The sequence below is a fragment of the Pseudorhodoferax sp. Leaf265 genome, assembly GCF_001422365.1.
Classification (GTDB): Bacteria; Pseudomonadota; Gammaproteobacteria; order Burkholderiales; family Burkholderiaceae_C; genus Pseudorhodoferax.
Map to the genome: position 1 here is coordinate 82,630 of NZ_LMMT01000008.1, position 20,285 is coordinate 102,914.

At 71.3% G+C, this 20,285-nt stretch carries 20 protein-coding genes; 11 read left to right on the forward strand and 9 right to left on the reverse strand.

Features of this window, described 5'->3' with window-relative positions; genetic code table 11:
* The first annotated feature begins 4 nt into the window (after positions 1 to 4).
* The 3 genes from ASF45_RS09450 (at position 5) to ASF45_RS09460 (ending at position 2,279) form a co-directional block, all read left to right on the forward strand.
* The gene (locus ASF45_RS09450) at positions 5 to 808 is read left to right on the forward strand and encodes a GNAT family N-acetyltransferase (protein WP_056660511.1); all 804 of its coding nucleotides are present in this window, start codon (positions 5 to 7) and stop codon (positions 806 to 808) included.
* Complete coding sequence (locus ASF45_RS09455) at positions 808 to 1,683, forward strand: UDP-2,3-diacylglucosamine diphosphatase (protein WP_056660514.1); 876 nt, start codon at positions 808 to 810, stop codon at positions 1,681 to 1,683. The genes ASF45_RS09450 and ASF45_RS09455 overlap by 1 nt, the downstream gene beginning before the upstream one ends.
* Positions 1,684 to 1,817: 134 nt before the next feature.
* The gene (locus ASF45_RS09460) at positions 1,818 to 2,279 is read left to right on the forward strand and encodes a GNAT family N-acetyltransferase (RefSeq protein ID WP_235580863.1); all 462 of its coding nucleotides are present in this window, start codon (positions 1,818 to 1,820) and stop codon (positions 2,277 to 2,279) included.
* Here ASF45_RS09460 and ASF45_RS09465 read toward each other — a convergent pair.
* Positions 2,276 to 3,910, reverse strand: coding sequence for a PAS domain-containing methyl-accepting chemotaxis protein (locus tag ASF45_RS09465; RefSeq protein WP_063887621.1), 1,635 nt, complete (start codon positions 3,908 to 3,910; stop codon positions 2,276 to 2,278). The genes ASF45_RS09460 and ASF45_RS09465 overlap by 4 nt on opposite strands.
* A gap of 114 nt (positions 3,911 to 4,024) precedes the next feature.
* A complete protein-coding gene (gene asd / locus ASF45_RS09470) occupies positions 4,025 to 4,939 on the reverse strand; it encodes an archaetidylserine decarboxylase (RefSeq protein WP_056660520.1) in 915 nt (304 codons plus the stop codon).
* 52 nt (positions 4,940 to 4,991) lie between these two features.
* On the opposite strand from asd, the gene ASF45_RS09475 reads away from it, so the two are divergent.
* Complete coding sequence (locus ASF45_RS09475) at positions 4,992 to 6,638, forward strand: aminotransferase class III-fold pyridoxal phosphate-dependent enzyme (RefSeq protein WP_056660742.1); 1,647 nt, start codon at positions 4,992 to 4,994, stop codon at positions 6,636 to 6,638.
* 102 nt (positions 6,639 to 6,740) lie between these two features.
* Here the strand turns inward: ASF45_RS09475 and ASF45_RS09480 are convergent, their stop codons facing one another.
* Positions 6,741 to 7,355: a hypothetical protein gene (locus ASF45_RS09480; protein ID WP_056660523.1), complete on the reverse strand. Its 615-nt coding sequence runs from the start codon at positions 7,353 to 7,355 to the stop codon at positions 6,741 to 6,743.
* Between the two features lie 72 nt (positions 7,356 to 7,427).
* On the reverse strand, positions 7,428 to 8,030 hold the full coding sequence (locus ASF45_RS09485; protein ID WP_056660526.1) for a TetR/AcrR family transcriptional regulator: 603 nt from the start codon (positions 8,028 to 8,030) through the stop codon (positions 7,428 to 7,430).
* 90 nt (positions 8,031 to 8,120) lie between these two features.
* Here ASF45_RS09485 and ASF45_RS09490 point away from each other — a divergent pair, with 90 nt between their 5' ends.
* From ASF45_RS09490 to ASF45_RS09505, 4 genes are all read left to right on the forward strand, one after another.
* Positions 8,121 to 9,329: an MFS transporter gene (locus ASF45_RS09490; protein ID WP_056660528.1), complete on the forward strand. Its 1,209-nt coding sequence runs from the start codon at positions 8,121 to 8,123 to the stop codon at positions 9,327 to 9,329.
* 66 nt (positions 9,330 to 9,395) lie between these two features.
* The gene (locus ASF45_RS09495) at positions 9,396 to 10,640 is read left to right on the forward strand and encodes a glycosyltransferase family 1 protein (RefSeq protein ID WP_056660745.1); all 1,245 of its coding nucleotides are present in this window, start codon (positions 9,396 to 9,398) and stop codon (positions 10,638 to 10,640) included.
* Positions 10,637 to 11,791 (forward strand): galactosyldiacylglycerol synthase, encoded by a 1,155-nt coding sequence (locus ASF45_RS09500; RefSeq protein ID WP_056660531.1) that lies wholly within the window; start codon positions 10,637 to 10,639, stop codon positions 11,789 to 11,791. The genes ASF45_RS09495 and ASF45_RS09500 overlap by 4 nt, the downstream gene beginning before the upstream one ends.
* Before the next feature lie 100 nt (positions 11,792 to 11,891).
* Positions 11,892 to 12,215 carry a hypothetical protein gene (locus ASF45_RS09505; RefSeq protein WP_063887622.1) on the forward strand — a complete coding sequence of 108 codons (324 nt, stop codon included), beginning with the start codon at positions 11,892 to 11,894 and terminating at the stop codon, positions 12,213 to 12,215.
* A 23-nt stretch (positions 12,216 to 12,238) separates the two neighbouring features.
* Here the strand turns inward: ASF45_RS09505 and ASF45_RS09510 are convergent, their stop codons facing one another.
* Both ASF45_RS09510 and ASF45_RS09515 read right to left on the reverse strand, forming a co-directional pair.
* Complete coding sequence (locus tag ASF45_RS09510; RefSeq protein ID WP_056660534.1) at positions 12,239 to 13,762, reverse strand: CYTH and CHAD domain-containing protein; 1,524 nt, start codon at positions 13,760 to 13,762, stop codon at positions 12,239 to 12,241.
* A gap of 9 nt (positions 13,763 to 13,771) precedes the next feature.
* On the reverse strand, positions 13,772 to 14,815 hold the full coding sequence (locus ASF45_RS09515) for a transporter (protein ID WP_056660541.1): 1,044 nt from the start codon (positions 14,813 to 14,815) through the stop codon (positions 13,772 to 13,774).
* A 108-nt stretch (positions 14,816 to 14,923) separates the two neighbouring features.
* Here ASF45_RS09515 and ASF45_RS09520 point away from each other — a divergent pair, with 108 nt between their 5' ends.
* A complete protein-coding gene (locus tag ASF45_RS09520) occupies positions 14,924 to 16,420 on the forward strand; it encodes an AMP-binding protein (protein WP_056660544.1) in 1,497 nt (498 codons plus the stop codon).
* Here ASF45_RS09520 and ASF45_RS09525 read toward each other — a convergent pair whose 3' ends face one another.
* The gene (locus tag ASF45_RS09525) at positions 16,421 to 16,810 is read right to left on the reverse strand and encodes a hypothetical protein (RefSeq protein ID WP_056660547.1); all 390 of its coding nucleotides are present in this window, start codon (positions 16,808 to 16,810) and stop codon (positions 16,421 to 16,423) included.
* A gap of 206 nt (positions 16,811 to 17,016) precedes the next feature.
* Between ASF45_RS09525 and ASF45_RS09530 the strand changes: the two genes are divergently transcribed.
* A complete protein-coding gene (locus ASF45_RS09530) occupies positions 17,017 to 18,033 on the forward strand; it encodes an SDR family oxidoreductase (RefSeq protein WP_056660549.1) in 1,017 nt (338 codons plus the stop codon).
* On the opposite strand, the gene ASF45_RS09535 is transcribed toward ASF45_RS09530, so the two are convergent.
* Complete coding sequence (locus ASF45_RS09535; protein ID WP_063887623.1) at positions 18,014 to 18,499, reverse strand: low molecular weight protein-tyrosine-phosphatase; 486 nt, start codon at positions 18,497 to 18,499, stop codon at positions 18,014 to 18,016. The two genes, ASF45_RS09530 and ASF45_RS09535, sit on opposite strands and share 20 nt — an antisense overlap.
* 89 nt (positions 18,500 to 18,588) lie before the next feature.
* Between ASF45_RS09535 and ASF45_RS09540 the strand changes: the two genes are divergently transcribed.
* Complete coding sequence (locus ASF45_RS09540; protein WP_056660550.1) at positions 18,589 to 19,323, forward strand: transporter substrate-binding domain-containing protein; 735 nt, start codon at positions 18,589 to 18,591, stop codon at positions 19,321 to 19,323.
* Here the strand turns inward: ASF45_RS09540 and ASF45_RS09545 are convergent.
* Positions 19,320 to 20,279, reverse strand: coding sequence for a YihY/virulence factor BrkB family protein (locus ASF45_RS09545; protein WP_082550910.1), 960 nt, complete (start codon positions 20,277 to 20,279; stop codon positions 19,320 to 19,322). The two genes, ASF45_RS09540 and ASF45_RS09545, sit on opposite strands and share 4 nt — an antisense overlap.
* Positions 20,280 to 20,285 lie beyond the last annotated feature (6 nt).

The following is a 20,285-nucleotide window of genomic DNA, read 5'->3' on the forward strand; positions in this document are numbered from 1 at the left end:
GACCATGAGAGAGTTGCCGTCCCCGGCCTACCCGCTGTCGCTGGGGCCCCGCCCCGCGCCACAGGCACTGCCCGCGGCCGGCGGCCTGCTGGTGCAGTGGGCGCAGCACCAGGACGAGGTGCGCGCCGCCCAGCGACTGCGCCATGCCGTGTTCGCAGGCGAAATGGGCGCGCGCCTGGCCACGCCGCTGCCCGGCCACGACATCGACCTGTTCGACGACTACTGCGAGCACCTGCTGGTGCGCGAGGCCGCCAGCGGCGAGGTCGTCGGCACCTACCGCGTGCTGACGCCGGTCCAGGCTCGCCGCATCGGCAGCTTCTACGCCGACACCGAGTTCGACCTGACGCGGCTGCGCCACCTGCGCCCGCGCATGATGGAACTGGGCCGCAGCTGCGTGCACCTGGACCACCGCCAGGGCGGGGTCATCATGAGCCTGTGGTCGGCCCTGATCGCCTTCATGCGGCGCAACGGGCTGGACCTCGTGATCGGCAGCGCCAGCGTGCCGCTGCAGCAGCAGGGCGTGTTCAACCCGGCCGTGGCCGCCAGCCTGTGGCGCCGGCTGCGGGCGGATCACCTGGCCCCCATCACCGAGCATGTGCTGCCGCGCCTGCCCCTGCCGGTCGAGCGCCTGGACGACAGCCTGGACGTGGAGGCACCGCCGCTGGTCAAGGGCTACCTGCGCCTGGGCGCCAAGCTGCTGGGGCCGCCGGCCTGGGACCCCGACTTCAACACCGCCGACCTGCCGCTGCTGATGCGGCTGCCGGACATGCCCGCGCGCTACCGTCGTCACTTCGGCGGGAACCACTGATGCGTGCCGCCTTCGACGCCACCGGCTTCTGGCAGGGCACGCACGATCCCGCGGACCAGGCCGCCAGCCTGGTGGACGCCGAGGACAGCGGCCCGCCGCGCTACCGCGCCGTCTTCATCTCCGACCTGCACCTGGGCACGCCCGGCTGCCAGGCCGCGCCGCTGCTCGAATTCCTCAAGGCCCACCCGAGCCAGACCCTGTACCTGGTCGGCGACATCGTCGATGGCTGGCAGCTGCGTCGGCGCTGGTTCTGGCCGCAGGCCCACAACGACGTGGTGCAAAAGCTGTTGCGCCGTGCGCGCAAGGGCTGCAAGGTGGTCTTCGTGCCGGGCAACCATGACGAGTTCGCGCGCGGCTTCGCCGGCCACCACTTCGGCGGCATCGAGGTGCGCGAGGAGGCCGTGCACACCACGGCCGACGGCCGGCGCCTGTGGGTCGTGCACGGTGACCACTTCGACGCCGTGATCCAGTGCGCCAAGTGGCTGGCCTACCTGGGCGACAACGCCTACGAGCTCACGCTGCGTCTGAACCGCCACCTCAACAGCCTGCGCGCGCGCATGGGCCTGCCGTACTGGTCGCTGTCGGCCTACCTCAAGCACAAGGTCAAGAAGGCACTCAACTACGTCACGGCCTTCGAGCAGGCCGTGGCCGCCGAGGCGCGCAAGCGCGGCTACCAGGGCGTGGTCTGCGGCCACATCCACCGCGCCGAGATGCGCGAGATCGAGGGCACGCTCTACTGCAACGACGGCGACTGGGTCGAGAGCCTGACCGCGCTCGTGGAGCACCACGACGGCCGGCTCGAGCTCGTGCAGTGGCATGGCGCGCACCAGCACAAGGCGCGGACCCCGGCCGCGGCGGAGCCGGCCACGGTCTGAGGCCGGCTGCGGCGAAAATAACGCCCCTTCCTTCAGCGGCCCGCCCGCCTTTTCCGTCCGTTGTGTCCCGCTCCGCTCCCGTCCGTACCCGCTGGCATGTCCGTCCCATGTCGGCGGCCGATCTGCCTTGTGTGATGGCCATCCAGGCCGAGGCCTACGCCGCCGCCGACTTCGCGCCCGAGCAGCCCGCCGTGTTCCATGACCGCATGGCGCTGGCGCCCGCCCTGTGCCTGGTGGCCTGCGATGCGGCCGGTGCCGTCCTCGGCTACCTGCTCTCGCACCCCTGGCTGGAGGCCGCACCGCCAGCCCTGCACAGCGCGCTCGGCCGCTTGCCGGCGGCCGCCAACTGCTGGTATCTGCACGACTGCGCCGTGGCCTCGCGCGCCCACGGCCAAGGCATGGCGGCTGCGCTGTATGCACCGGCGCTGGCGCAGGCGCGCGCGCAGGGCCTGGTCCGCGGTGCGCTGGTCGCCGTGGGCGATGCGGCCGGCTACTGGGAGCGGCTGGGCTACCGTGCCCGTGCGCTGGGTGCCGGCCAGACCAAGCTTGCGGCCTACGGCGCTGGTGCGCGCTACATGGTGCGCGCGCTCGACTAGGCCTGCAGGACGGCCGCCGGCAGGGCAGGCACCTGGCCGCGCCGCGGCGCGGCACCGGCCGGCTGCAAGGACGCACCAGGAACGTTCGCCTGGAACACCCCGATCGCATCGAGCAGCTGGCGCGCCTGGGCACGCAGGCCGCTCGCGGCCTCGCGCGCGTGGCTCACCATGGCGGCGTTCTGCTGGGTCATCTGGTCGAGTTCCGTCACTGCCACGTTGACCTGGTCGATGCCCTGCGACTGTTCGCGCGCCGAGGCGCCGATCTCCTGGATCAGGTCGGCCACCTTGCCCACCTGTTGCACGATGTCCTGCATGGCTGCGCCGGCGTCGCGCACCTGCTGGTTGCCGCTGTCCACCTGTTCGCTGCTGTTGTGGATGAGCTTGCCGACCTCCTTGGCCGCCTGCGCGCTGCGCTGCGCCAGCGCGCGCACCTCCGCCGCCACCACCGCGAAGCCGCGCCCCTGTTCGCCCGCGCGCGCGGCCTCCACCGCGGCATTGAGCGCCAGGATGTTGGTCTGGAATGCGATGCCGTCGATCACGCCGATGATGTCGCGGATCTTGCTGCTGGCCGCCGTGATGGCGTCCATGGTCTGCACCACCTGCCCGATCACGGCCCCGCCCTGGCGCGCGGCTGCGCTTGCGGTGCCCGCCAGGCCCACGGCCTGCGCCGCCGCACTGGCACTGGCCTTGACGGTGGCCGTCATCTGCTCCATCGACGCGGCGGTCTGCTGCAGGCTGGACGCCGCCTGCTCGGTGCGCGCGCTCAGGTCCTGGTTGTCGCGCGAGATGCCCTGGCTGGCGTGTTCCACGCCGACCACCTGCTCGCCCACGTCGTCCACCAGCGAGCGCAGGTTCAGCCCGGCCTGGTTGATGGCGCGCAGCACCATGCCGATCTCGTCCACGCGGTCCAGGTGGACGTTCTCGCCCGGGCTGCCCGAGGCCACGCACTGGGCCTGCTGCAGCACGCGCTGCAAGGGCCGGGCGATGCGCGCCTCCAGCCAGAGCGCGGCGGCGGCGCAGACCAGCGCCACGGCCGCCGCCACGGCTTCCGGGGCCGCCCCCAGGCGCGGCAACAGCTCGGCGCCGCCCACCGACACCAGCAGCACGAGGAGCAAGGCCGCGCGCAGCCGCCAGCGCACGGGCATGGTCTGCGGCAGCGACAGCCAGCGCAACAGGCCGGTGCGCAGCACCAGGCCCTGGTGGAAGCCCCAGCCCTTGGCCTTGCCTGAACGAAAGCGTGCATACAGCGTTTCGGCCTGTGCCACCTCCTCGCGCGAGGGCTTGGTGCGCACCGACATGTAGCCCACCGTCTGGCCACTGCGCACCACGGGCGTCACATTGGCACGCACCCAGTAGTGGTCGCCGTCCTTGCGCCGGTTCTTGACCAGCGCCGACCAGGAACTGCCGGTCTTGAGCGTGGCCCAGAGGTCGCCGAAGGCCTCGGCCGGCATGTCCGGATGCCGGACCAGGTTGTGCGGCTGGCCGATCAGCTCGCCATAGTCGAAACCGCTGGCCTGCACGAACGCAGCGTTCGCGTAGGTGACGTAGCTCTGCAGATCGGTTGTGGACAACAGCGTCGCGTCGTCCGGAAAGATGTACTCCTTTTGGGTCACCGGAAGATTGCTGCGCATCGATGGCTCCTGTCGTTCACAAGAGTTTCTAGTATGCAAACGTCATCGATGACGTGGTGGTGTGCTGTAGAACCATTCGACGGACGCCGTGCGCAGGGCGACAAGCGGGCATGGTCAGACCGGTGCCGCCGGCCCCGGGGGCAACCGCATCAACGCCTGGCCCATGCGGATGCGCGCTCCCTCGGCGATGCCCTCGGCCAATGCGAAGCCCTCGGGCGCGAAGACGATGATGGTCGAGCCGTGTTCGAACCAGCCCATCTCCTGGCCCTTGGCGAAGCGCTCGGCGCAGTCCACCGGCTTGGCGCCCAGCGAGCGCAGGTGCAGCAGCGTGTCCATGAAGTGCAGTCGGATGCTGGCCACCAGGATGGCTGCCACCGGCACCAGCGCGACCGGGTGGCCGCCGGCCAACCGCGTGTGCAGTACGGCGCGCTCGTTGCGGCAGAACAGCCGCTCCACGCGCTTGAGCGCGATCGGGTTCACGTTCCAGGTGTCGCCCGACAGGTAGGTCAGCCGCTCCACCGTGCAGTCGTGCGGCGCGTGGAAGCGGTGGTACATGGCCGAGGTCAGCCGCAGCGTCACGTATTGGCCGCCATGCCAGGGGCGGGCGGATTCTTCGTCGCCGAACAGCTCGCCGATCTCGTACGGAAAGCCCTTGGCCTGGAACAGCCGCGTGCCATCCACCGGCCCGCATGCGCCGACGATGCCGTCGCAGGGACTGGCCAGCACGTCCGGGTCCATGGCCACGGGCCTGGCGCCGGGCTTCAAGGCCCGTGTGAACATCGCATGCAGGCTCTTGAAGCGCTGCTGCTGCGCGTCCGACAGGTCGATCTCCGTGCAGGCGCGCCAGGCGGCGATGGAGGCCGCACGCACGACCGGGTTCTCGATCTGGCTGAACCAGCCCATGAAGCGCGTGAGCGCCAGCCGCGGCACGCGGTTGGTCAGCAGGAAGTTCAGGTCCTCCTGCAGCAGCAGGCGGTCGCGCAGGCGGGTCAGGGCAGAAGACGGTGGTGTGGTGGTGGTCTGCGTCATCGTGTTGACAAATGAAGGGTTACCAATGGGGGATCGCCAATTCAACGACCCCATGAACGAACTCACTTTTCTCGGCGGCTTCGGAGCCGCGGCCGTGCTGGCGCTGCTGCCGGCAGCCCAGCAACGTCTGGCGCTGTCGCGCGCCAAGCACCGTTCGCTGGCCGGTCATTCCAAGATGGCGCGCCGCGTCGCACGCCGGCTGCCGTTCTACGATTTCGGGCCCGAGCGCTTCTTCGCTTCGGACGGCGCACCGGCCGCCGTGGCGGCGCAGCGCGAGGCCGGCCTGGCGCGGCTCGCGGCCCTGTTCGCCCAACGCTTTCCGAAGACACTGGCCATGACCGAGGCCGCGCGCGAGGGCATCGCCGACCTGCAGTTCACCAGCCGCTACCGCGTGCCCTTCCAGTACAGCCGCGTGCTGCGCGAGAGCCTCAAGATGGGGGCCTTCGTGCAATCCAGCCAGGGCGTGCAGGTGACGGACCTGGACGGCAACGTGTTCTACGACCTGGCCGGCTCCTACGGCGTGAACCTGTTCGGGCAGGACTTCTACAAGTCCTGCATCGCCGAGGGCAGCGCGCGTGTGCAGGACCTGGGCCCGGTGCTGGGCAGCTACCACCCGGCCGTGCTGGACAACGTGCGCGCGCTGCGCGCCATCTCGGGCAAGGACGAGGTGTCCTTCCACATGTCGGGGACCGAGGCGGTGATGCAGGCCGTGCGGCTGGCGCGCTACCACACCAGACGCACGCACATCGTGCGCTTTTGCGGTGCCTACCACGGCTGGTGGGACGACGTGCAGCCCGGCATCGGCAACCCGATCTCGGCCGAGCGCACCTACACGCTGCGCGACATGGACGAGCGCACGCTGCGCGTGCTCGGCAGCCGGCGCGACATCGCTTGCGTGCTCGTCAACCCGCTGCAGGCGTTGCACCCGAACGCCAACGCGCCCTCGGATTCGGCCCTGGTCGCCGGCCGCGCCGCGCCGGCCTTCGACCGCGCGGCCTACACCGCCTGGCTGCAGCGGCTGCGCGCCGTCTGCACGGCACGCGGCATCGTGCTGATCTTCGACGAGGTGTTCCTGGGCTTCCGCCTGGCGCCCGGCGGCGCACAGGAGTACTTCGGCGTGCAGGCCGACATGGTCACCTACGGCAAGACCCTGGGCGGCGGCCTGCCGGTCGGCGTGGTCTGCGGCCCGCACCGGCTGATGCAGCGCTGGCGCGAGGACAAGCCGGCCGACATCTGCTTTGCGCGCGGCACCTTCAATGCCCACCCCTATGTGATGGGCGCGATGCAGGTGTTTCTGGAGCGGCTGGCCACGCCCGCGGTGCAGAAGATGTACGAGCACCTGGACGCGACCTGGGAAGGCCGCGCCGCGCAGCTCAACGGCCTGCTCGAAGGCGCCGGCCTGCCGGTGCGCGTGGGCGCCATGTCCACGGTCTGGGCCGTCGGCTTCACGCAGGCCTCGCGCTACCACTGGATGCTGCCCTACTACCTGCGCGAGCAGGGCCTGGCGCTGAGCTGGGTCGGCACCGGCCGGCTGATCTTCAGCCTGAACTACGGCGACGCCGAGTTCGCCGAGGTGGCGCGCCGCTTCGTGGCGGGCTGCCAGGCCATGCAGGCCGATGGCTGGTGGTGGCAGGACGCGGGCCTGAGCAAGAAGACCATCCAGCGCCGCATCCTGCGCGAGATGTTCGGGCGGGCTTGAGCCAAGGAAATGGCCGCCGGCGGCCTGGTCGAACCAGGTGCGCGGCGGCCGCCGGATGTGCCGAGGCATGCGGTGCGGAAGTCGCGCGCCGCAGATGCTGGCTCAGCGCGCTGCGCTGCGCACGTCGTCCATCGGATCGATCAGCTCGCCGCGCATCAGGGCCAGCGGGGCCTTCCAGTACAGCTTGATGTCGTGGAAAGGGTCGGTCAGGATCTTGGTGGCCCAGGCCAGGCCGGCCACCACGCCCTGCAGGAAAAACAGGTGCACGGTGCGCATCAGGACCGCGGCCACGCCCAGTGCGAGCCAGGCCATGCCCACCTGGCGCGCCCAGCCTTCCAGGCCGGTCGCGGGTTCGATCAGGCCGAACAGGTCGGGCTCCAGCCACAGCAGCAGCGGCAGCGCCACCCACAACAGCATCAGCACCACCTTGCGGCGCAGGTTGTAGCCGACCTTGATCTCTTCCTTGTGCGCGTGCGTGGCCTGGTTCACATGGTCGTAGCCCTTGGGCTCGAAGAAGAAGTGGCCGGACTGGCGGCTGACCATGGCCACCGTCCAGGCCAGCAGCGCGGCCACGGCCGGGTCGATGAACAGCAGCACGTAGCTGCACACGAAGGTGCAGGCCGACAGCAGGTGCAGGCTCTGGTTGATGCGGCTGTGGTGGTAGAAGCGGTGGTCGTCGTCGCGCTGGACCTGGACCGTCTGGAAAAAGTCGTGCATGAAGGCTCCCGTTGTCATGTGGCGCGATCGTGACGAGCGCGCATGAAGCACTGATGACAGGGAGGCGGCAGTTCAGTGGCTGCGCGAACGCTTGCCGTGGATGGTGGTCGTGGCCGCGCCTGCACAGGCCTCGGCCCAGCCGGCGACCTGCTCCGCGCTGGCCGGAACCATGCCGAACAGCAGGCGGTAGATGATGGGCGCCACCAACCGGTCCATCACGTCCTCCACCGTCGGCACGGCGTCGCCGCGCGCCGCGCCGCGCTGCACCAGCACCGACACCACGCCGGCCGTGAACTGCGCGCACTGGCAGCTGCCGGCCGCCTCGCCGCGGCCGGCCGCGGCGACCACGTCGCGCAGCATGGCCTGGCCGACCTCGGACGACATCTCCTCGTGGAACTGGTCGGCCCACAGCACCAGGTCGCCGCGGAAGCTGCCCGTGTCGGCCGGCTCGCCCTCGGGCCGCATGCGCTCGACCGAGACATCGGCCAGCAGTTCCGCCAGGTCGCCCCAGCGCCGGTAGATGGTGGAGGGCGTGACCCCGGCGCGTGCCGCGATCAGCGGCACCGTCAACGCATCGCGCCCGTGCTGCTCGATGAGTTCGCGCGTGGCCTGGTGCACGGCGGCCTGCACGCGCGCGCTGCGCCCGCCGGGCCGGGAAATGGGGCGTGGAGGCATGCAACGATCTTAACGCAAAGCGTTTGCTTTATGCGTTGTCCCGGTGCACAATGGTGCAAACGCTATTTCTTTGCGTTTGAGAAGTCATCCATGTCCATCCCCCGTCCCGCCACCACGCCTTCGCCGCGCCAACCTCTGGCGCCCCAGCCGGCGCTGTGGTGGACGGCCGCGATGATGGTCACCTTCCTGGCCGCGTCCAGCGCGCCATCGCCGCTGTACGCGCTGTACCGCGAAGCCTGGGGCTTCTCGGCCCTCACGCTGACCTGGGTGTTCGGCAGCTACGCGTTCGCACTGCTGGCGGCTCTGCTGATGTGCGGCCGGCTGTCGGACCACCTGGGCCGGCGGCGTGTGATCGTCGGCGCGCTGGTGCTGGAGTTCGTCTCCGTCGTGTTGTTCTGGCAGGCCGAATCGGTCGCCTGGCTGCTGGCCGCGCGCATCCTGCAGGGCGTGGCCACCGGCATCGCCACCAGCGCGCTGAGTTCCATGCTGCTCGACCTGAACCCGCTGCGCGCCTCGATGATGAACGGCGTCGCGCCCATGGTCGGCATGGCGCTGGGCGCGCTGGGCACGGCGGCGCTGGTGCAGTTCGCGCCGGCGCCCACGCGGCTGGTGTACGAGCTGCTGCTGGTGATGCTGGCCGTGCAGGTGGTGGTGGCGCTGCGCCTGCCCGACACCGTGCCGCACCGGCCCGGGGCCTGGGCCTCGCTGCGCCCCCAGATGGCCGTGCCGCACGCCGCCCGCGGTGCATTGCAGCGCCTGCTGCCGGCCAACACGGTGGGCTGGGCGCTGATGGGCTTCTTCCTCTCGCTTGGCCCCACGTTGGCACGGCAGGTGACCGGCAACGCCGCTCCACTGACCGGCGGCGCGCTGATCGCGGCCATGGTGTTGCCGGGGGCGCTGGCCAGCGTGGCCATGCAGCGCCGGCCCTCGGCGCTGGCGCTGGTGCTCGGCGCGAACGGGCTTGCACTGGGCATGGTGCTGGCGTTGGCCGGCATCCATTGGCATGCGCCGGCGGCCTTCTTCGGCGGTGCGCTGGTCGCCGGCTTCAGCATGGGCTGCAGCTTCAGCGGCACGCTGCGCACGCTGGCGCCGCTGGCGTCGCCGCAGCAGCGCGCCGGCCTGATGGCCAGCTTCTTCGTGTGCAGCTACCTGGCGTTCAGCGTGCCGGCCATCCTGGCCGGGCTGGCGACCGGCTGGTTTGGCCTGCATGCCACCGCAGTGGGCTACGGCGCCGTGTTGCTGGCGCTGGCCCTTGTGGCGGCGTTCGGCACGCGCGGGCTGGTGGCCGCGAAGGTCTAGCCCTCCGACACCGAACTGCCATGGCAGCGTCACGCCGCTGACTTGCGCGGCTCGCAGCATGGCGGCATGCCGCAAGCCGAACCCACCCCCATCATCGTGGACGAGTTCGCGCCAGCCCGGCGCGTGCTGCGCCTGGCCTTCGTCACAGAGACCTACCCGCCCGAGGTCAACGGCGTGGCGGCCACCATCGCCTGCGTGGTGCAGGGCCTGCGCGCGCGCGGCCACCAGGTGCAGCTAGTGCGCCCGCGCCAGGATGCGGCCGACGCATCCGAGGCACCGACTGCCGAAGTGCTGATGCGCGGCCTGCCGATCCCGCGCTACCCGCATCTCAAGATGGGCCTGCCCGCCACGCGCGCGCTGCAGCGGCTGTGGACGCTGCAGCGGCCCGACGTGGTGCACATCGTCACCGAGGGCCCGCTGGGCTGGTCGGCGCTGCAGGCCGCGCGCAAGCTGCGCCTGCCCGTGAGCTCGGACTTCCGCACCAACTTCCACGCCTACGGTCAGCACTACGGCCTGGGCTGGCTGCACAAGCCGCTGATGGCCTACCTGCGCAAGTTCCACAACCGCTGCGACCTGACCATGGTGCCCACCGAATCGCTGCGCCAGCAGCTCGCCGGCCAGGGCCTGGAACGCCTGCGCGTGGTGGCGCGCGGCGTGGACGCCCAGCGCTTCGACCCGGCGCGCCGCAGCGCCGCGCTGCGCGCGCAATGGGGCTTTGATGAGGACACGCCTGTGGTCCTGCACGTGGGCCGGCTCGCGCCCGAGAAGAACCTGGGCCTGCTGCTGCAGGCGGTGCAGGCCATGCGCCGCATCGACCCGCGCGTGCGCCTGGTCATGGTCGGCGACGGCCCGCTGCGCGCCGAACTGGAACGCACGTGCGCCGGCCAGGGCGTGGTGTTCGCCGGTGCGCGGCGCGATGAAGACCTGGCCACGCACTACGCCTCGGGCGACATCTTCCTGTTCCCCAGCGTCACGGAGACCTTCGGCAACGTGACGCCCGAGGCCATGGCCAGCGGCCTGGCGGTGCTGGCCTACGGCTACGCGGCCGCGGCCCAGCTCATCACCGAAGGCGAGAGCGGCCTGCTGGCGCCGCTGGAACAGCCGGCGCAGTTCATCGCCCAGGCCGAGCGGCTGGCGCGCGACCGCGCCCTGGTGCAGGGGCTGCGGCTGCAGGCCCGTGCCGCGGCCGTGGCGCTGGCCTGGCCGCAGATCGTGGGCGAGCTCGAATCGGCCTTCGAAGCCCTGGCGCGCCAGGGCACGGCCGGCGTCCGCGCGGCGACGGCCTCGCGCGCGGTGGCCGGCCTGCCGTGAAGGTCCAGCTGGTCTACTTCAACGCGGGCGGTGGCCACCGCGCGGCCGCGCAGGCGCTGCAGGCCGCCTGCGTGCAGCAGCGGCGGCCCTGGGACGTCCAGGCCGTCAACCTCGTCGACGTGGTCGATCCGCAGGGCCTGTTCCAGCGCTGCACCGGTATGGCGCCCGAGGACCTCTACAACGCCCGGCTCGCGCGCGGCTGGACCCTGGGCCTGGCGCAGGAGCTCAAGCTGCTGCAGGGCCTGATCCGCATGGCCCATGGCCAGCTGTGCCAGCGGCTGGCTGCGCACTGGCGCGCGAGCCGGCCCGACCTGGTGGTCTCGCTGATCCCCAACTTCAACCGGGCGCTGGGCGAGAGCCTGGCCCAGGCCCGGCCCGGCGTGCCCTTCATGACGGTGATGACCGACATGGCCGACCACCCGCCGCATTTCTGGCGCGCCGAGGGCGTGGAGCAGCACCTGGTCTGCGGCACGCCGCATGCGCTGGCGCAGGCCCGCGCGGCCGGCCACGACGCGCGCCGGCTGCACCTGGTCTCGGGCATGCCGGTGCACCCGGACTTCTATGCGCCCCTGGCGCTGGACCGCGCGGCCGAGCGCCGCGCGCTGGGCCTGCCCGAGCCTGGCACGGGCGCTCCGGTCGGCGTGGTCATGTTCGGCGGTGCCGGCTCCATGGCCATGGAGCGCATTGCCCGGCTGCTGCCCGACACCCCGCTGATCCTGCTGTGCGGCCACCACCGCCGACTCGCCACGCGGCTGCGCGCGCTGCCGGCGCCCGCGCCGCGCGTGGTGCAGGGCTTCACGCGCGAGGTGCGGCGCTACCTCGCGCTGGCCGACTTCTTCATCGGCAAGCCCGGCCCCGGCAGCATGAGCGAGGCCTTGCTGATGGGCCTGCCCGTGCTGACCACCCGCAACGCCTTCACCATGCCGCAGGAGCGCTACAACACCCAGTGGCTGCAGGAGCAGGGCCTGGGCCTGGTGCTGCCGGGCTTCGCCGGGGTGGCGCCAGCCGTCCGCGCGCTTTGCGAACAAATGCCTTCTTATCGTGCACGTGTCGCACTGTTACGAAACCAAGCTGTCTTCGAAGTGCCCGATTTGATGGCGAAATTGGTCCAACATGCACCATCCACGGGCCATCTGCAACTGGTGGCGTGACAATGTGGTCACGAATTGGTCATTCAATTGACACAATTTTTGTGGGGTGGGCAGTGTCCAATCAGGGTTTGCGCTAATCCCGAGCGCCAGGAAGACCCAGTTGAACGCCATCAAAGAAGCCAAGAAACTCATCGCCAAGGACCCTTTCAAGCCTTCTGCCAAGACGCTTGCGGATCTGGTGCTGTCCCTCGAATCCCACGAACCCTTCCAGCTGGAGCGGCTGTACGCGCTGCAGCTGAGCGACTTCGATCTGGCGGTGCAGATCATCAAGGAATGGCGCCTGGACCGTTACTACGCCGGCAAGGCCAAGCTGTACGACTTCGCCGTGCAGGCCAGCGCATTGCAGTCGCCGGAGCAGCAGGCGGCTGCACTGCAGCAGCAGGCCGGGACCGCGCCCGACGCGCCGACGAACAGCCCCTCCTGAGCCCTTGCTGATGCGGTCCTGAATCAGTCCTTCTTCTTGCGCCAGAACGGCCGGGCCGCCCCGGCCAGCTCCGTCAGCGCAAGAGCGGCCTGGTGCGCACTGTGCGGCGCCCGGGCCTGCAGCCAGCCGACCGCGAACCAGGCGCGCGGTTCCTGCTCTGCCGCTGCGCGGTAGCTTTCCAGTGCCACCACCTCGTCGTAGTAGGCGCCCAGCGCGTCCTGCGCGGGCTCGAGTGCGCGCGTGAACTGCGCCGCCCGCCGCGGCGCGAAACAGGCCCCCACGAACTCGGCCAGGTAGCGCAGCCGCTTCAAGCGCTTGCGCAAGCTGTGCCGGGCTTCCGGCGCGAGCTTCTCGAAGCGCTCGCCTTCCTTGCCCACGCGGCGGTGCAGTTTGCCCAGCCGCTGGCGCAGGTGGCGCTGCGTGGCCTGCGGCGCCAGGCCTGTGCCATCCGCGGCGGCAGCAAAGCCGATCAGGCCCACGAGCGCGGCCTGCAGGCCGGCATCGCGCACGGCATCGGCCGGCGTCGGCGCGCTCTCGTCCACCGGCGGCAGCACGATGAGCGGTGCGCCGGCGGCCAGCAGCCGTGGCTGCATGAGCGCCTGCAGTTGCTGCTGGTCGCGCCGGGCGCCCAGTGCGCGGAAGGCCTGTGCCAGCGGCGGTTCCCAGGCCGGCTCCAGGCCGGTGCCCAGCGGCGCGAGTTCACGCAACGCCGTGCGCAGGCGGCGCAGGCCCACGCGCAGCTGGTGGATCTGCTCCACGTCCTCGCTGCCGGCGGCGATCTCGCTCGCGTTCGGCAGGATCTGCGCGAGGCAGGCACCGACCACGGCGCGCTGCACCGTGGCGCCGTCTGGAAAACCGCTGCCGGCCGGCCACTGCGGCGCGCTGGCCTTGACGGCCGGCCGCGTCGAGCGGCCATGCGCGAGCCGCAGCCCGCGCTCGGACTTGGTCACGGTGCTGAGCGTGAGCCCGTGGCGCGCGGCCCATTCGGCGGCCACGCAGGCCAGGTCGCGCACATCGCCTGCCAGCAGTTCGAGTTCCAGCTCGCAGACCACGGCGCTGCGCGGCAGGCCGCCGTCGGGGGCAGGGGCCAGCACGCGGCCCTGGTCCAGCGCGATCTCGATGCGGCTCGCGCCCACCTGCAGCTCCTGCGTGGCACGCCAGATGTCGGTGCCGTAGACCTCCACCAGCGGCGTGCCGGCGCGCTGCAGCACGTGCGCGAGCCGCCGGCCCACGGGTGTGTCGGCATGGCGCGCGGGGTCGGCCTGCAGCGGCGCCGACTTGCGCATCTGCCCCAGGTCCACGTTGTGCTCCAGCCGCTGCACGGGCCCGTCGCCCAGGGCCTTGGCGGTCTGTACCCAGCGCGGGCCTTCCTTGCGCAGGCGCAGGGCCACGCCGTGCGCGGCCAGGTCGCCCTGCGGGGTGTCGAAGTAGCGCGCCTGCAGGTGCGTGCGGCGGCTGCCGGGGCCGCGCAGCGCGGCCTCCAGGGCTGGCAGGCTGGCGCGGGGGATGTCGAACTTGAATTCGATTTCGGTCATGGAGGAGGACATGGGTCGATCCTAGCGGTCGTTGTTGCCGCGAAAGGCCAGCCAGCCGGCCACGGCCGTGAAGGCGATCACCACGGCCACCAGGATCCAGAAGCCGTGCGGGTTCTCGGCCAGCGGCACGCCGCCCACGTTCATGCCGAACAGGCCGGCCAGGATGTTGATGGGCAGGGCCAGCACGGTGACCACGGTCAGCACGAACAGGCTGCGGCTGGTGCGCTCATTGACGGCCGCGGCGATCTCTTCCTGCAGCAGCTTGATGCGCTCCTGCAGCGCCGCCATGTCGCGCAGCGCCACCGAGAACTCCTCGGTGGCCTGGCGCAGCTCGTCCACGTCGCGCTCCACCATCCAGGCCGGCGGGTGCTGCAGCAACCGGAACAGCGCGGCCGGCTCGGGCGCGAGCAGGCGCTGCAGCCGCACCAGCAGCCGGCGCAACACGCCCAGGCGCGTGCGCTTGTGCTGCAGGCGGCCGGCCAGCAGGGCGTCCTCGACCTCGTCGATGCGTCGCGTGACGCCGCGCACCACGTCGACCAGCACCTCGGCCTGCGCGCGCAGCAGCCATTCCAGCAGTTCGGTGGTCGAGCGCAGCGGCTCGCCGCGCCGGATCGCCGTGCGCAGGCGGTCCACCGAACGCAGCGGCGACTGCCGCGCCGTGACCACCAGCCGCCGGTCCACGCCGATCCACAGCGTGGCGATGTCGGAGGATTCGAACGCGAAATCGAACTGCACGTCGTTGATGACCGCGATCAGCGCGGCCTCGTCCCGCTCCAGCCGCGTGGAGCGGTGGTCGTCGTGCAGCGTCTCGAAGAAGGACTCGGGCAGCTGCGCATGGCGTTGCAGCCAGCGCTCGGCGCCGGCGTGCGAGAGGTTGAAATGCAGCCAGATGAAGCCGCTGCCGTCGGCGGCATCGGTGGCGTCGGTGGCATCGGCCAGCCATTGCGCGGCTTCGTCCGAGCCGATGGAGCAGGCCGCCGTGGCGGCCTCGAAGCGGTAGCCACAGACCAGGCCATGCGCATCCGCGCCATAGCGGGTGGGTTCGATCAGGAGGTCGCTGTCCATGGCGTCGGGCAACCGGACATGCTGCGCCGCGTTCGTGTCAGCTGTGTGACTGCCTCCAGGCTACCGGACCGCGCTTGACCCTATGCTCGCGGGCGGAGACCTTCGCCCATGAACCTTGCCGTCCTGCTCGACCAATCCGCCACCCGCCACGCCGGCCTGCCGGCCGTCTGCCTGGGGCACCAGACGCTCTGGAGCTTCGCGCAGTTGCGCGAACGTGCCGCGGCCATCGCGGCGGCGCTGCGCGCGCGCTGTGCGCCCGGCACGCGCATCGCGCTGGTCTCGGAGAACCGGCCCGAGTACGTGGAGCTGCTGTTCGCCATCTGGGCCGCGGGCCTGGTGGCCGTGCCCGTCAACTACAAGCTGCATGCGCGCGAGGTGGGCCAGATCGTCGAGGACGCGCAGGCGACCCTGCTGTTCGCCTCGCCGGGCCTGGCGCCGACGCTGCAGGGCCTGCCTTGCCCCTGCATCGCGCTGGACAGCCCGGACTACGCCGCCCTGCTGGCGCCGGCCGCGCTGCAGATCGCGCCCGTGGCCGCCGATGCGCTGGCCTGGCTGTTCTACACCAGTGGCACCACCGGGCGCTCCAAGGGCGCCATGCTCACGCACGGCAACCTCATGGCCATGGCCGTGGCCCACCTCGCGGACATCGAGCCCGAGCTCGGCCCGCCATGCAGCCAGCTGCATGGCGCGCCCCTGTCGCACGGCTCAGGCCTGTACCTGCTGCCTTCGCTGGCGCGCGGTGCGCGCCAGGTGGTGCCGGCCTCCCACGGCTTCGAGCCCGCCGAATTCCTCGCGCTGTGCGATGCGCATCCGGGCTGCGGCGCCTTCCTCGCGCCCACCATGGTGCAGCGCCTGCGCGAGGCGTTGGCCGCGCGCGGCGGCCAGCGCCCGCGCCAGCTGCGCTGCATCGTCTACGGCGGCGGGCCGATGTACCTGGAGGAGCTGCGCAGGTCCATGGATGCGTTCGGCCCGGTGTTCGCCCAGATCTATGGCCAGGGCGAGACACCCATGACCATCACCGGCCTCACGCGCGCGGACCATGTGGGCGGCGACGCCCGCCAGCTCGCCTCGGTCGGCTGGCCGCGCAGCGGCACCGAGGTCGCGGTGCTCGACGCGCAGGGCCATCCGGTGCCAGCCGGCGAGGCGGGCGAGATCGCGGTGCGCGGCGCCACCGTGATGGCCGGCTACTGGCGCAACGCCGAGGCCTCGGCCCAGGCGCTGCGCGGGGGCTGGCTCTGGACCGGCGACATCGGCGTGCTGGACGGGGGTGGCTGCCTCACGCTGCGCGACCGCTCCAAGGACGTGGTCATCAGCGGCGGCTCCAACATCTACCCGCGCGAGGTGGAGGAGGTGCTGCTCACGCACCCGGGCGTGGCCGAGGCCTGCGTGGTCGGCGCACCGGATGCCGAGTGGGGTGAGGTGGTCGTCGCCCACATCGTCGCCGCCCCGGGGGCGGTGCTCGATGCGGCCGCGCTCGACGCCCATTGCCTCGCGCAGATCGCGCGCTTCAAGCGGCCCAAGCGCTATGTGTTCGTCGAGGCGCTGCCCAAGAACAACTATGGCAAGGTGCTCAAGCGCGCGCTGCGCGAGACCTCGTCGGGATGATCAGATGCTGTCGTCGTCGCCCGTGCCTTCGATCGGATCGTCCTCGCTCTCTCCGTCCTCGCCAGCCAGGCCCGGCACCTCGTCCAGCGCGTCCCGGCCAGCGCCCACGCCGGGCGTGACGATGCGGTCGGGCAGGATGTCGGCATTGGCGCGGCCATCGTCGCCCACGGCCGCGCCGCGTTCGCCCGTGCCCGAGGCGTCGCTGTCGGAATCGTGGTCGGCCACCACTGCGCCCCATTCGGCGGCGTTGTCGGGCGCCGTCGCCATGCGGCGCTCGCCCTGCACGTCGCTGCCGCTGTCGGACGTGTCGCTGGGGCCCAGCAGGTCCATGTCGTTGCCGCTCGGGCGGGTGGCGGGTGTCTCGCCGCCCATGATGCTGCTGCGTGCCATGTGTCTGTTCTCCTTGGGTTGGGTTCTGAAACCAGCCTAGTGCGCGTGCCGCCGCGGCGCTGTAGGCCACCACGTCGGCTGGAGTAGGAAAGGCGCGGCATCTGGGTGCGGCGCAGCGGCTGACACTGGCGCGCGCCGTCGTCCGAAACCGCGGACGCCGCCCGCGCTCGAGCATGGCGACAACAGCGATTCGCCAAGGAGATCCCATGTCCCGCAACAGCCAGGCACCCCAGGCCGAGGACACCGTCCGCAAGCAGCAGCGCATCCAGCGCGAACAGGACCACCGCGACGCCGAGGCCCGCGCCCAGGCCAAGGGCCAGCCGGATGCCGGCGGCAAGAAGAGCAGCAAGAAGGCCGCGCCCGGACCGCAGCGCGAGGAGCCGGCGCCGCCCATGTCGCGCCAGCACCTGGCCAAGCCCGGCCTGGAGGCCGAGATGGCACAGAAACCGCAGTTCGCCGCGCCGCACTACCAGGGCAGCGGCAAGCTCGCGGGCTTCGCCACGCTGGTCACGGGCGGCGACTCGGGCATCGGCCGCGCCGTGGCCGTGCTCTATGCGCGCGAGGGTGCCGACGTGGCCATCGTCTACCTCAACGAGCACGAGGACGCCGTGCGCACGCGCCAGCTGGTCGAGGCCGAAGGCGGGCGCTGCCTGCTGATCCCGGGCGACGTGAAGGACCCGGCGTTCTGCCGCGAGGCGGTGGCCAAGACCGTGCACGCCTTCGGCAAGCTCGACGTGCTGGTCAACAACGCGGCCTTCCAGGAGCACGCCCAGGCCATCGAGGACCTCAGCGAGGAGCGCTTCGACGAAACGCTGCGCACCAACGTCTACGGCTACTTCCACATGGCCAAGGCGGCGGTGCCGCACCTGCAGCGCGGCGCCAGCATCGTCAACTGCGGCTCGGTCACCGGGCTCAAGGGCAGCAAGCACCTGCTGGACCATTCGGCCACCAAGGGCGCGATCCACGCCTTCACGATGTCGCTGGCGGCCAACCTCATGGACAAGGGCATCCGCGTGAACGCCGTGGCGCCGGGCCCGGTCTGGACGCCGCTGAACCCGGCCGACAAGCCGGCCGACGAGATCGAACAGTTCGGTGCCGCCACCGACATGGGCCGCCCGGCCCGGCCCGAGGAGATCTCGCCCGCCTTCGTGTTCCTGGCCGCGCCCTGCTGCTCCAGCTACATCAGCGGCATCGTGCTGCCCGTCACCGGCTCGGTGGGCTGAGCCTGGCCAGCAGCCCCTCCACGCCGCGGTCGATCAGGTCGAAGGCGTGGACGAAGTCCTGCGCGCTGCCATACCAGGGGTCGGGCACGTCCTCGCCGGCATGGCCGGGCGCGAAGTCCAGCATCAGCGCGATGCGCGCTTGGGCATCTGCGGGCGCCTGCCGGCGCAGCGCTGCGCAGTGCGCCTGCGTCATGCCGACGATCCAGTCGAAGCGCGCGAAGTCCTCGCGCCGCACCTGGCGCGCGCAATGGTCATGGGCTGGCACGCCGCGGCGCTGGAGTTCGGCAGCGGCACGCCGGTCGAACGGGTTGCCGCGCTCCTCGTCGGAGATGGCGGCGCTGTCGACCGCGACCTGCAGTCCGGCCGCGCGGGCCTTGTGCACGAGCAGTGCATGGGCCGTGGGGGAGCGGCAGATGTTGCCGGTGCAGATGAAGAGGACGCTGGGGAAAGGGGTGGTGCCGGACATGGCGCCATTGTCGTGTCCTGGGGATGCCGGCACAGGCGGTCCGGCCGCCGTGCTAGCGTTGCGACTTCCGTTGCAGAAAGCGCCTTCGCATGACCACCTCCGCGTCCGATCTCGTCCAGGCCTTCACCCCCAGTGGGCGCCTGCGTGCCTCCATCAACCTGGGCAACCCCATCCTGGCCGGCCGCGGTGCCGATGGCCAGGCCAAGGGTGTGTCGGTTGACCTCGCGCGCGCGTTCGCCGAGCGGCTGGGCGTGGCGCTCGATCTGGTCGTCTTCGACACCGCGGGCCAATCGGTCGAGGCGGTCAAGGCCGAGCAGGCCGACATCGGCTTCTTCGCCATCGACCCGTTGCGCGGCGAAGGCATCCGCTTCACGGCGCCCTATGTGCTGATCGAGGGCTGCTACCTGGTGCGCGCGGGCTCGCCGCTGCAGGCCAATGCCGAGGTCGATGCGGCAGGCCGCACCGTCATGGTCGGCAAGGGCAGCGCCTACGACCTGTTCCTCACGCGCGAACTGAAGGCCGCGACCATCCTGCGCGCGCCGAGTTCGCCGGCCGTGGTGCAAAGCTTCCTGGACGAGAACGCCGACGTGGCCGCGGGCGTCAAGCAGCAGCTCCAGGCCGATGCCGCGCGGCTCGGCGGCCTGCGCCTGCTGCCCGGCTGCTTCATGGTGATCCAGCAGGCCATGGGTCTGCCGGCCGGCCGCGGCGCCGCCGCCCAGGCTGCGCTGGCCGCCTTCGTGGAGGACATGAAGGCCAGCGCTTTCGTGGCCCAGGCGCTCGCGCGCCACGGCATCCAGGGCGCGGCCGTGGCGCCGGCAGCCTAGTCCTTGACCGAGGTCGGGGCAGGCTCCGTGGCCGAGCCCGGCAGGTGGCGCATGGAGCCGTACTGCTTGGCGTACAGCCAGGTGAACTCCGCCCCCATCAGGAACACCTGGGCCGAGTAGTAGACCCAGACGAAGATCACGATCAGCGAGCCGGCCGCGCCGAAGCTGGAAGCCACGCCGCTCTTGCCGATGTACAGCCCGATCAGGAAGCGGCCCAGCGTGAACAGCAGCGCGGTGGCGGCCGCGCCGATCCACACGTCGTACCAGCGCACCTGCACGCGCGGCATGATCTTGTAGATCATCGCGAACACGCCCGTGGTCAGCGCGAAGCCCAGCACGATGTTGATGAGCTGGGCCGCGATCTCCCAGCCGACGAAGGCGTCGCCCCACCACTTGCCCAGGGCCGAGACCACGGCGCCCAGCACCAGCGAGACCATCAGCAGGAAGGCGATGCCCAGCACCATGCCGAAGGACAGCAGACGCGTGTGCACCAGGTTCCACAGCCCGCCCGAGGTGTTGCGCGCGGGCGCGCGCCAGATGCGGTCCAGCGCGTTCTGCAGTTCGCCGAACACCGTGGTGGCGCCGACCAGCAGCACCCCCAGGCCGATCAGCGTGGAGACGATGCCCTGGGCCGGCTTGTTGACGCTGGCCAGCAGCGTCTCCAGCGTCTTCGCCGCGTCCGCGCCCATCAGGCCGGCCAGCTGGCCGAACAGCTCGCCGCGCGCGGCCTCCTCGCCGAACACCAGGCCGGCCACCGAGATCACGATCAGCAACAGCGGCGCCATCGAGAACACGCTGTAGTACGACAGGGCTGCGCCCATGCTGGGCGCGTAGTCGTCGGACCAGGATTGCACGGCCTGCTTGCACAGCGACAGCCATTGCTTGAAGGTGGGCAGGACGGGGCGGTCGGGCACCTGGCGGTGCGGGGCAGGGGAGGTGTCTGGCACGGTGCGCATGGGTGG

Coding starts and splice junctions, on each gene's coding strand:
- ASF45_RS09450 (WP_056660511.1), top strand. CDS start 5: ATGAGAGAGTTGCCGTCCCCGGCCTACCCGCTGTCGCTGGGGCCCCGC.
- ASF45_RS09455 (WP_056660514.1), top strand. CDS start 808: ATGCGTGCCGCCTTCGACGCCACCGGCTTCTGGCAGGGCACGCACGAT.
- ASF45_RS09460 (WP_235580863.1), top strand. CDS start 1,818: ATGGCCATCCAGGCCGAGGCCTACGCCGCCGCCGACTTCGCGCCCGAG.
- ASF45_RS09465 (WP_063887621.1), bottom strand. CDS start 3,910: ATGCGCAGCAATCTTCCGGTGACCCAAAAGGAGTACATCTTTCCGGAC.
- asd (WP_056660520.1), bottom strand. CDS start 4,939: ATGACGCAGACCACCACCACACCACCGTCTTCTGCCCTGACCCGCCTG.
- ASF45_RS09475 (WP_056660742.1), top strand. CDS start 4,992: ATGAACGAACTCACTTTTCTCGGCGGCTTCGGAGCCGCGGCCGTGCTG.
- ASF45_RS09480 (WP_056660523.1), bottom strand. CDS start 7,355: ATGCACGACTTTTTCCAGACGGTCCAGGTCCAGCGCGACGACGACCAC.
- ASF45_RS09485 (WP_056660526.1), bottom strand. CDS start 8,030: ATGCCTCCACGCCCCATTTCCCGGCCCGGCGGGCGCAGCGCGCGCGTG.
- ASF45_RS09490 (WP_056660528.1), top strand. CDS start 8,121: ATGTCCATCCCCCGTCCCGCCACCACGCCTTCGCCGCGCCAACCTCTG.
- ASF45_RS09495 (WP_056660745.1), top strand. CDS start 9,396: ATGCCGCAAGCCGAACCCACCCCCATCATCGTGGACGAGTTCGCGCCA.
- ASF45_RS09510 (WP_056660534.1), bottom strand. CDS start 13,762: ATGTCCTCCTCCATGACCGAAATCGAATTCAAGTTCGACATCCCCCGC.
- ASF45_RS09515 (WP_056660541.1), bottom strand. CDS start 14,815: ATGGACAGCGACCTCCTGATCGAACCCACCCGCTATGGCGCGGATGCG.
- ASF45_RS09520 (WP_056660544.1), top strand. CDS start 14,924: ATGAACCTTGCCGTCCTGCTCGACCAATCCGCCACCCGCCACGCCGGC.
- ASF45_RS09525 (WP_056660547.1), bottom strand. CDS start 16,810: ATGGCACGCAGCAGCATCATGGGCGGCGAGACACCCGCCACCCGCCCG.
- ASF45_RS09530 (WP_056660549.1), top strand. CDS start 17,017: ATGTCCCGCAACAGCCAGGCACCCCAGGCCGAGGACACCGTCCGCAAG.
- ASF45_RS09535 (WP_063887623.1), bottom strand. CDS start 18,499: ATGTCCGGCACCACCCCTTTCCCCAGCGTCCTCTTCATCTGCACCGGC.
- ASF45_RS09540 (WP_056660550.1), top strand. CDS start 18,589: ATGACCACCTCCGCGTCCGATCTCGTCCAGGCCTTCACCCCCAGTGGG.
- ASF45_RS09545 (WP_082550910.1), bottom strand. CDS start 20,279: ATGCGCACCGTGCCAGACACCTCCCCTGCCCCGCACCGCCAGGTGCCC.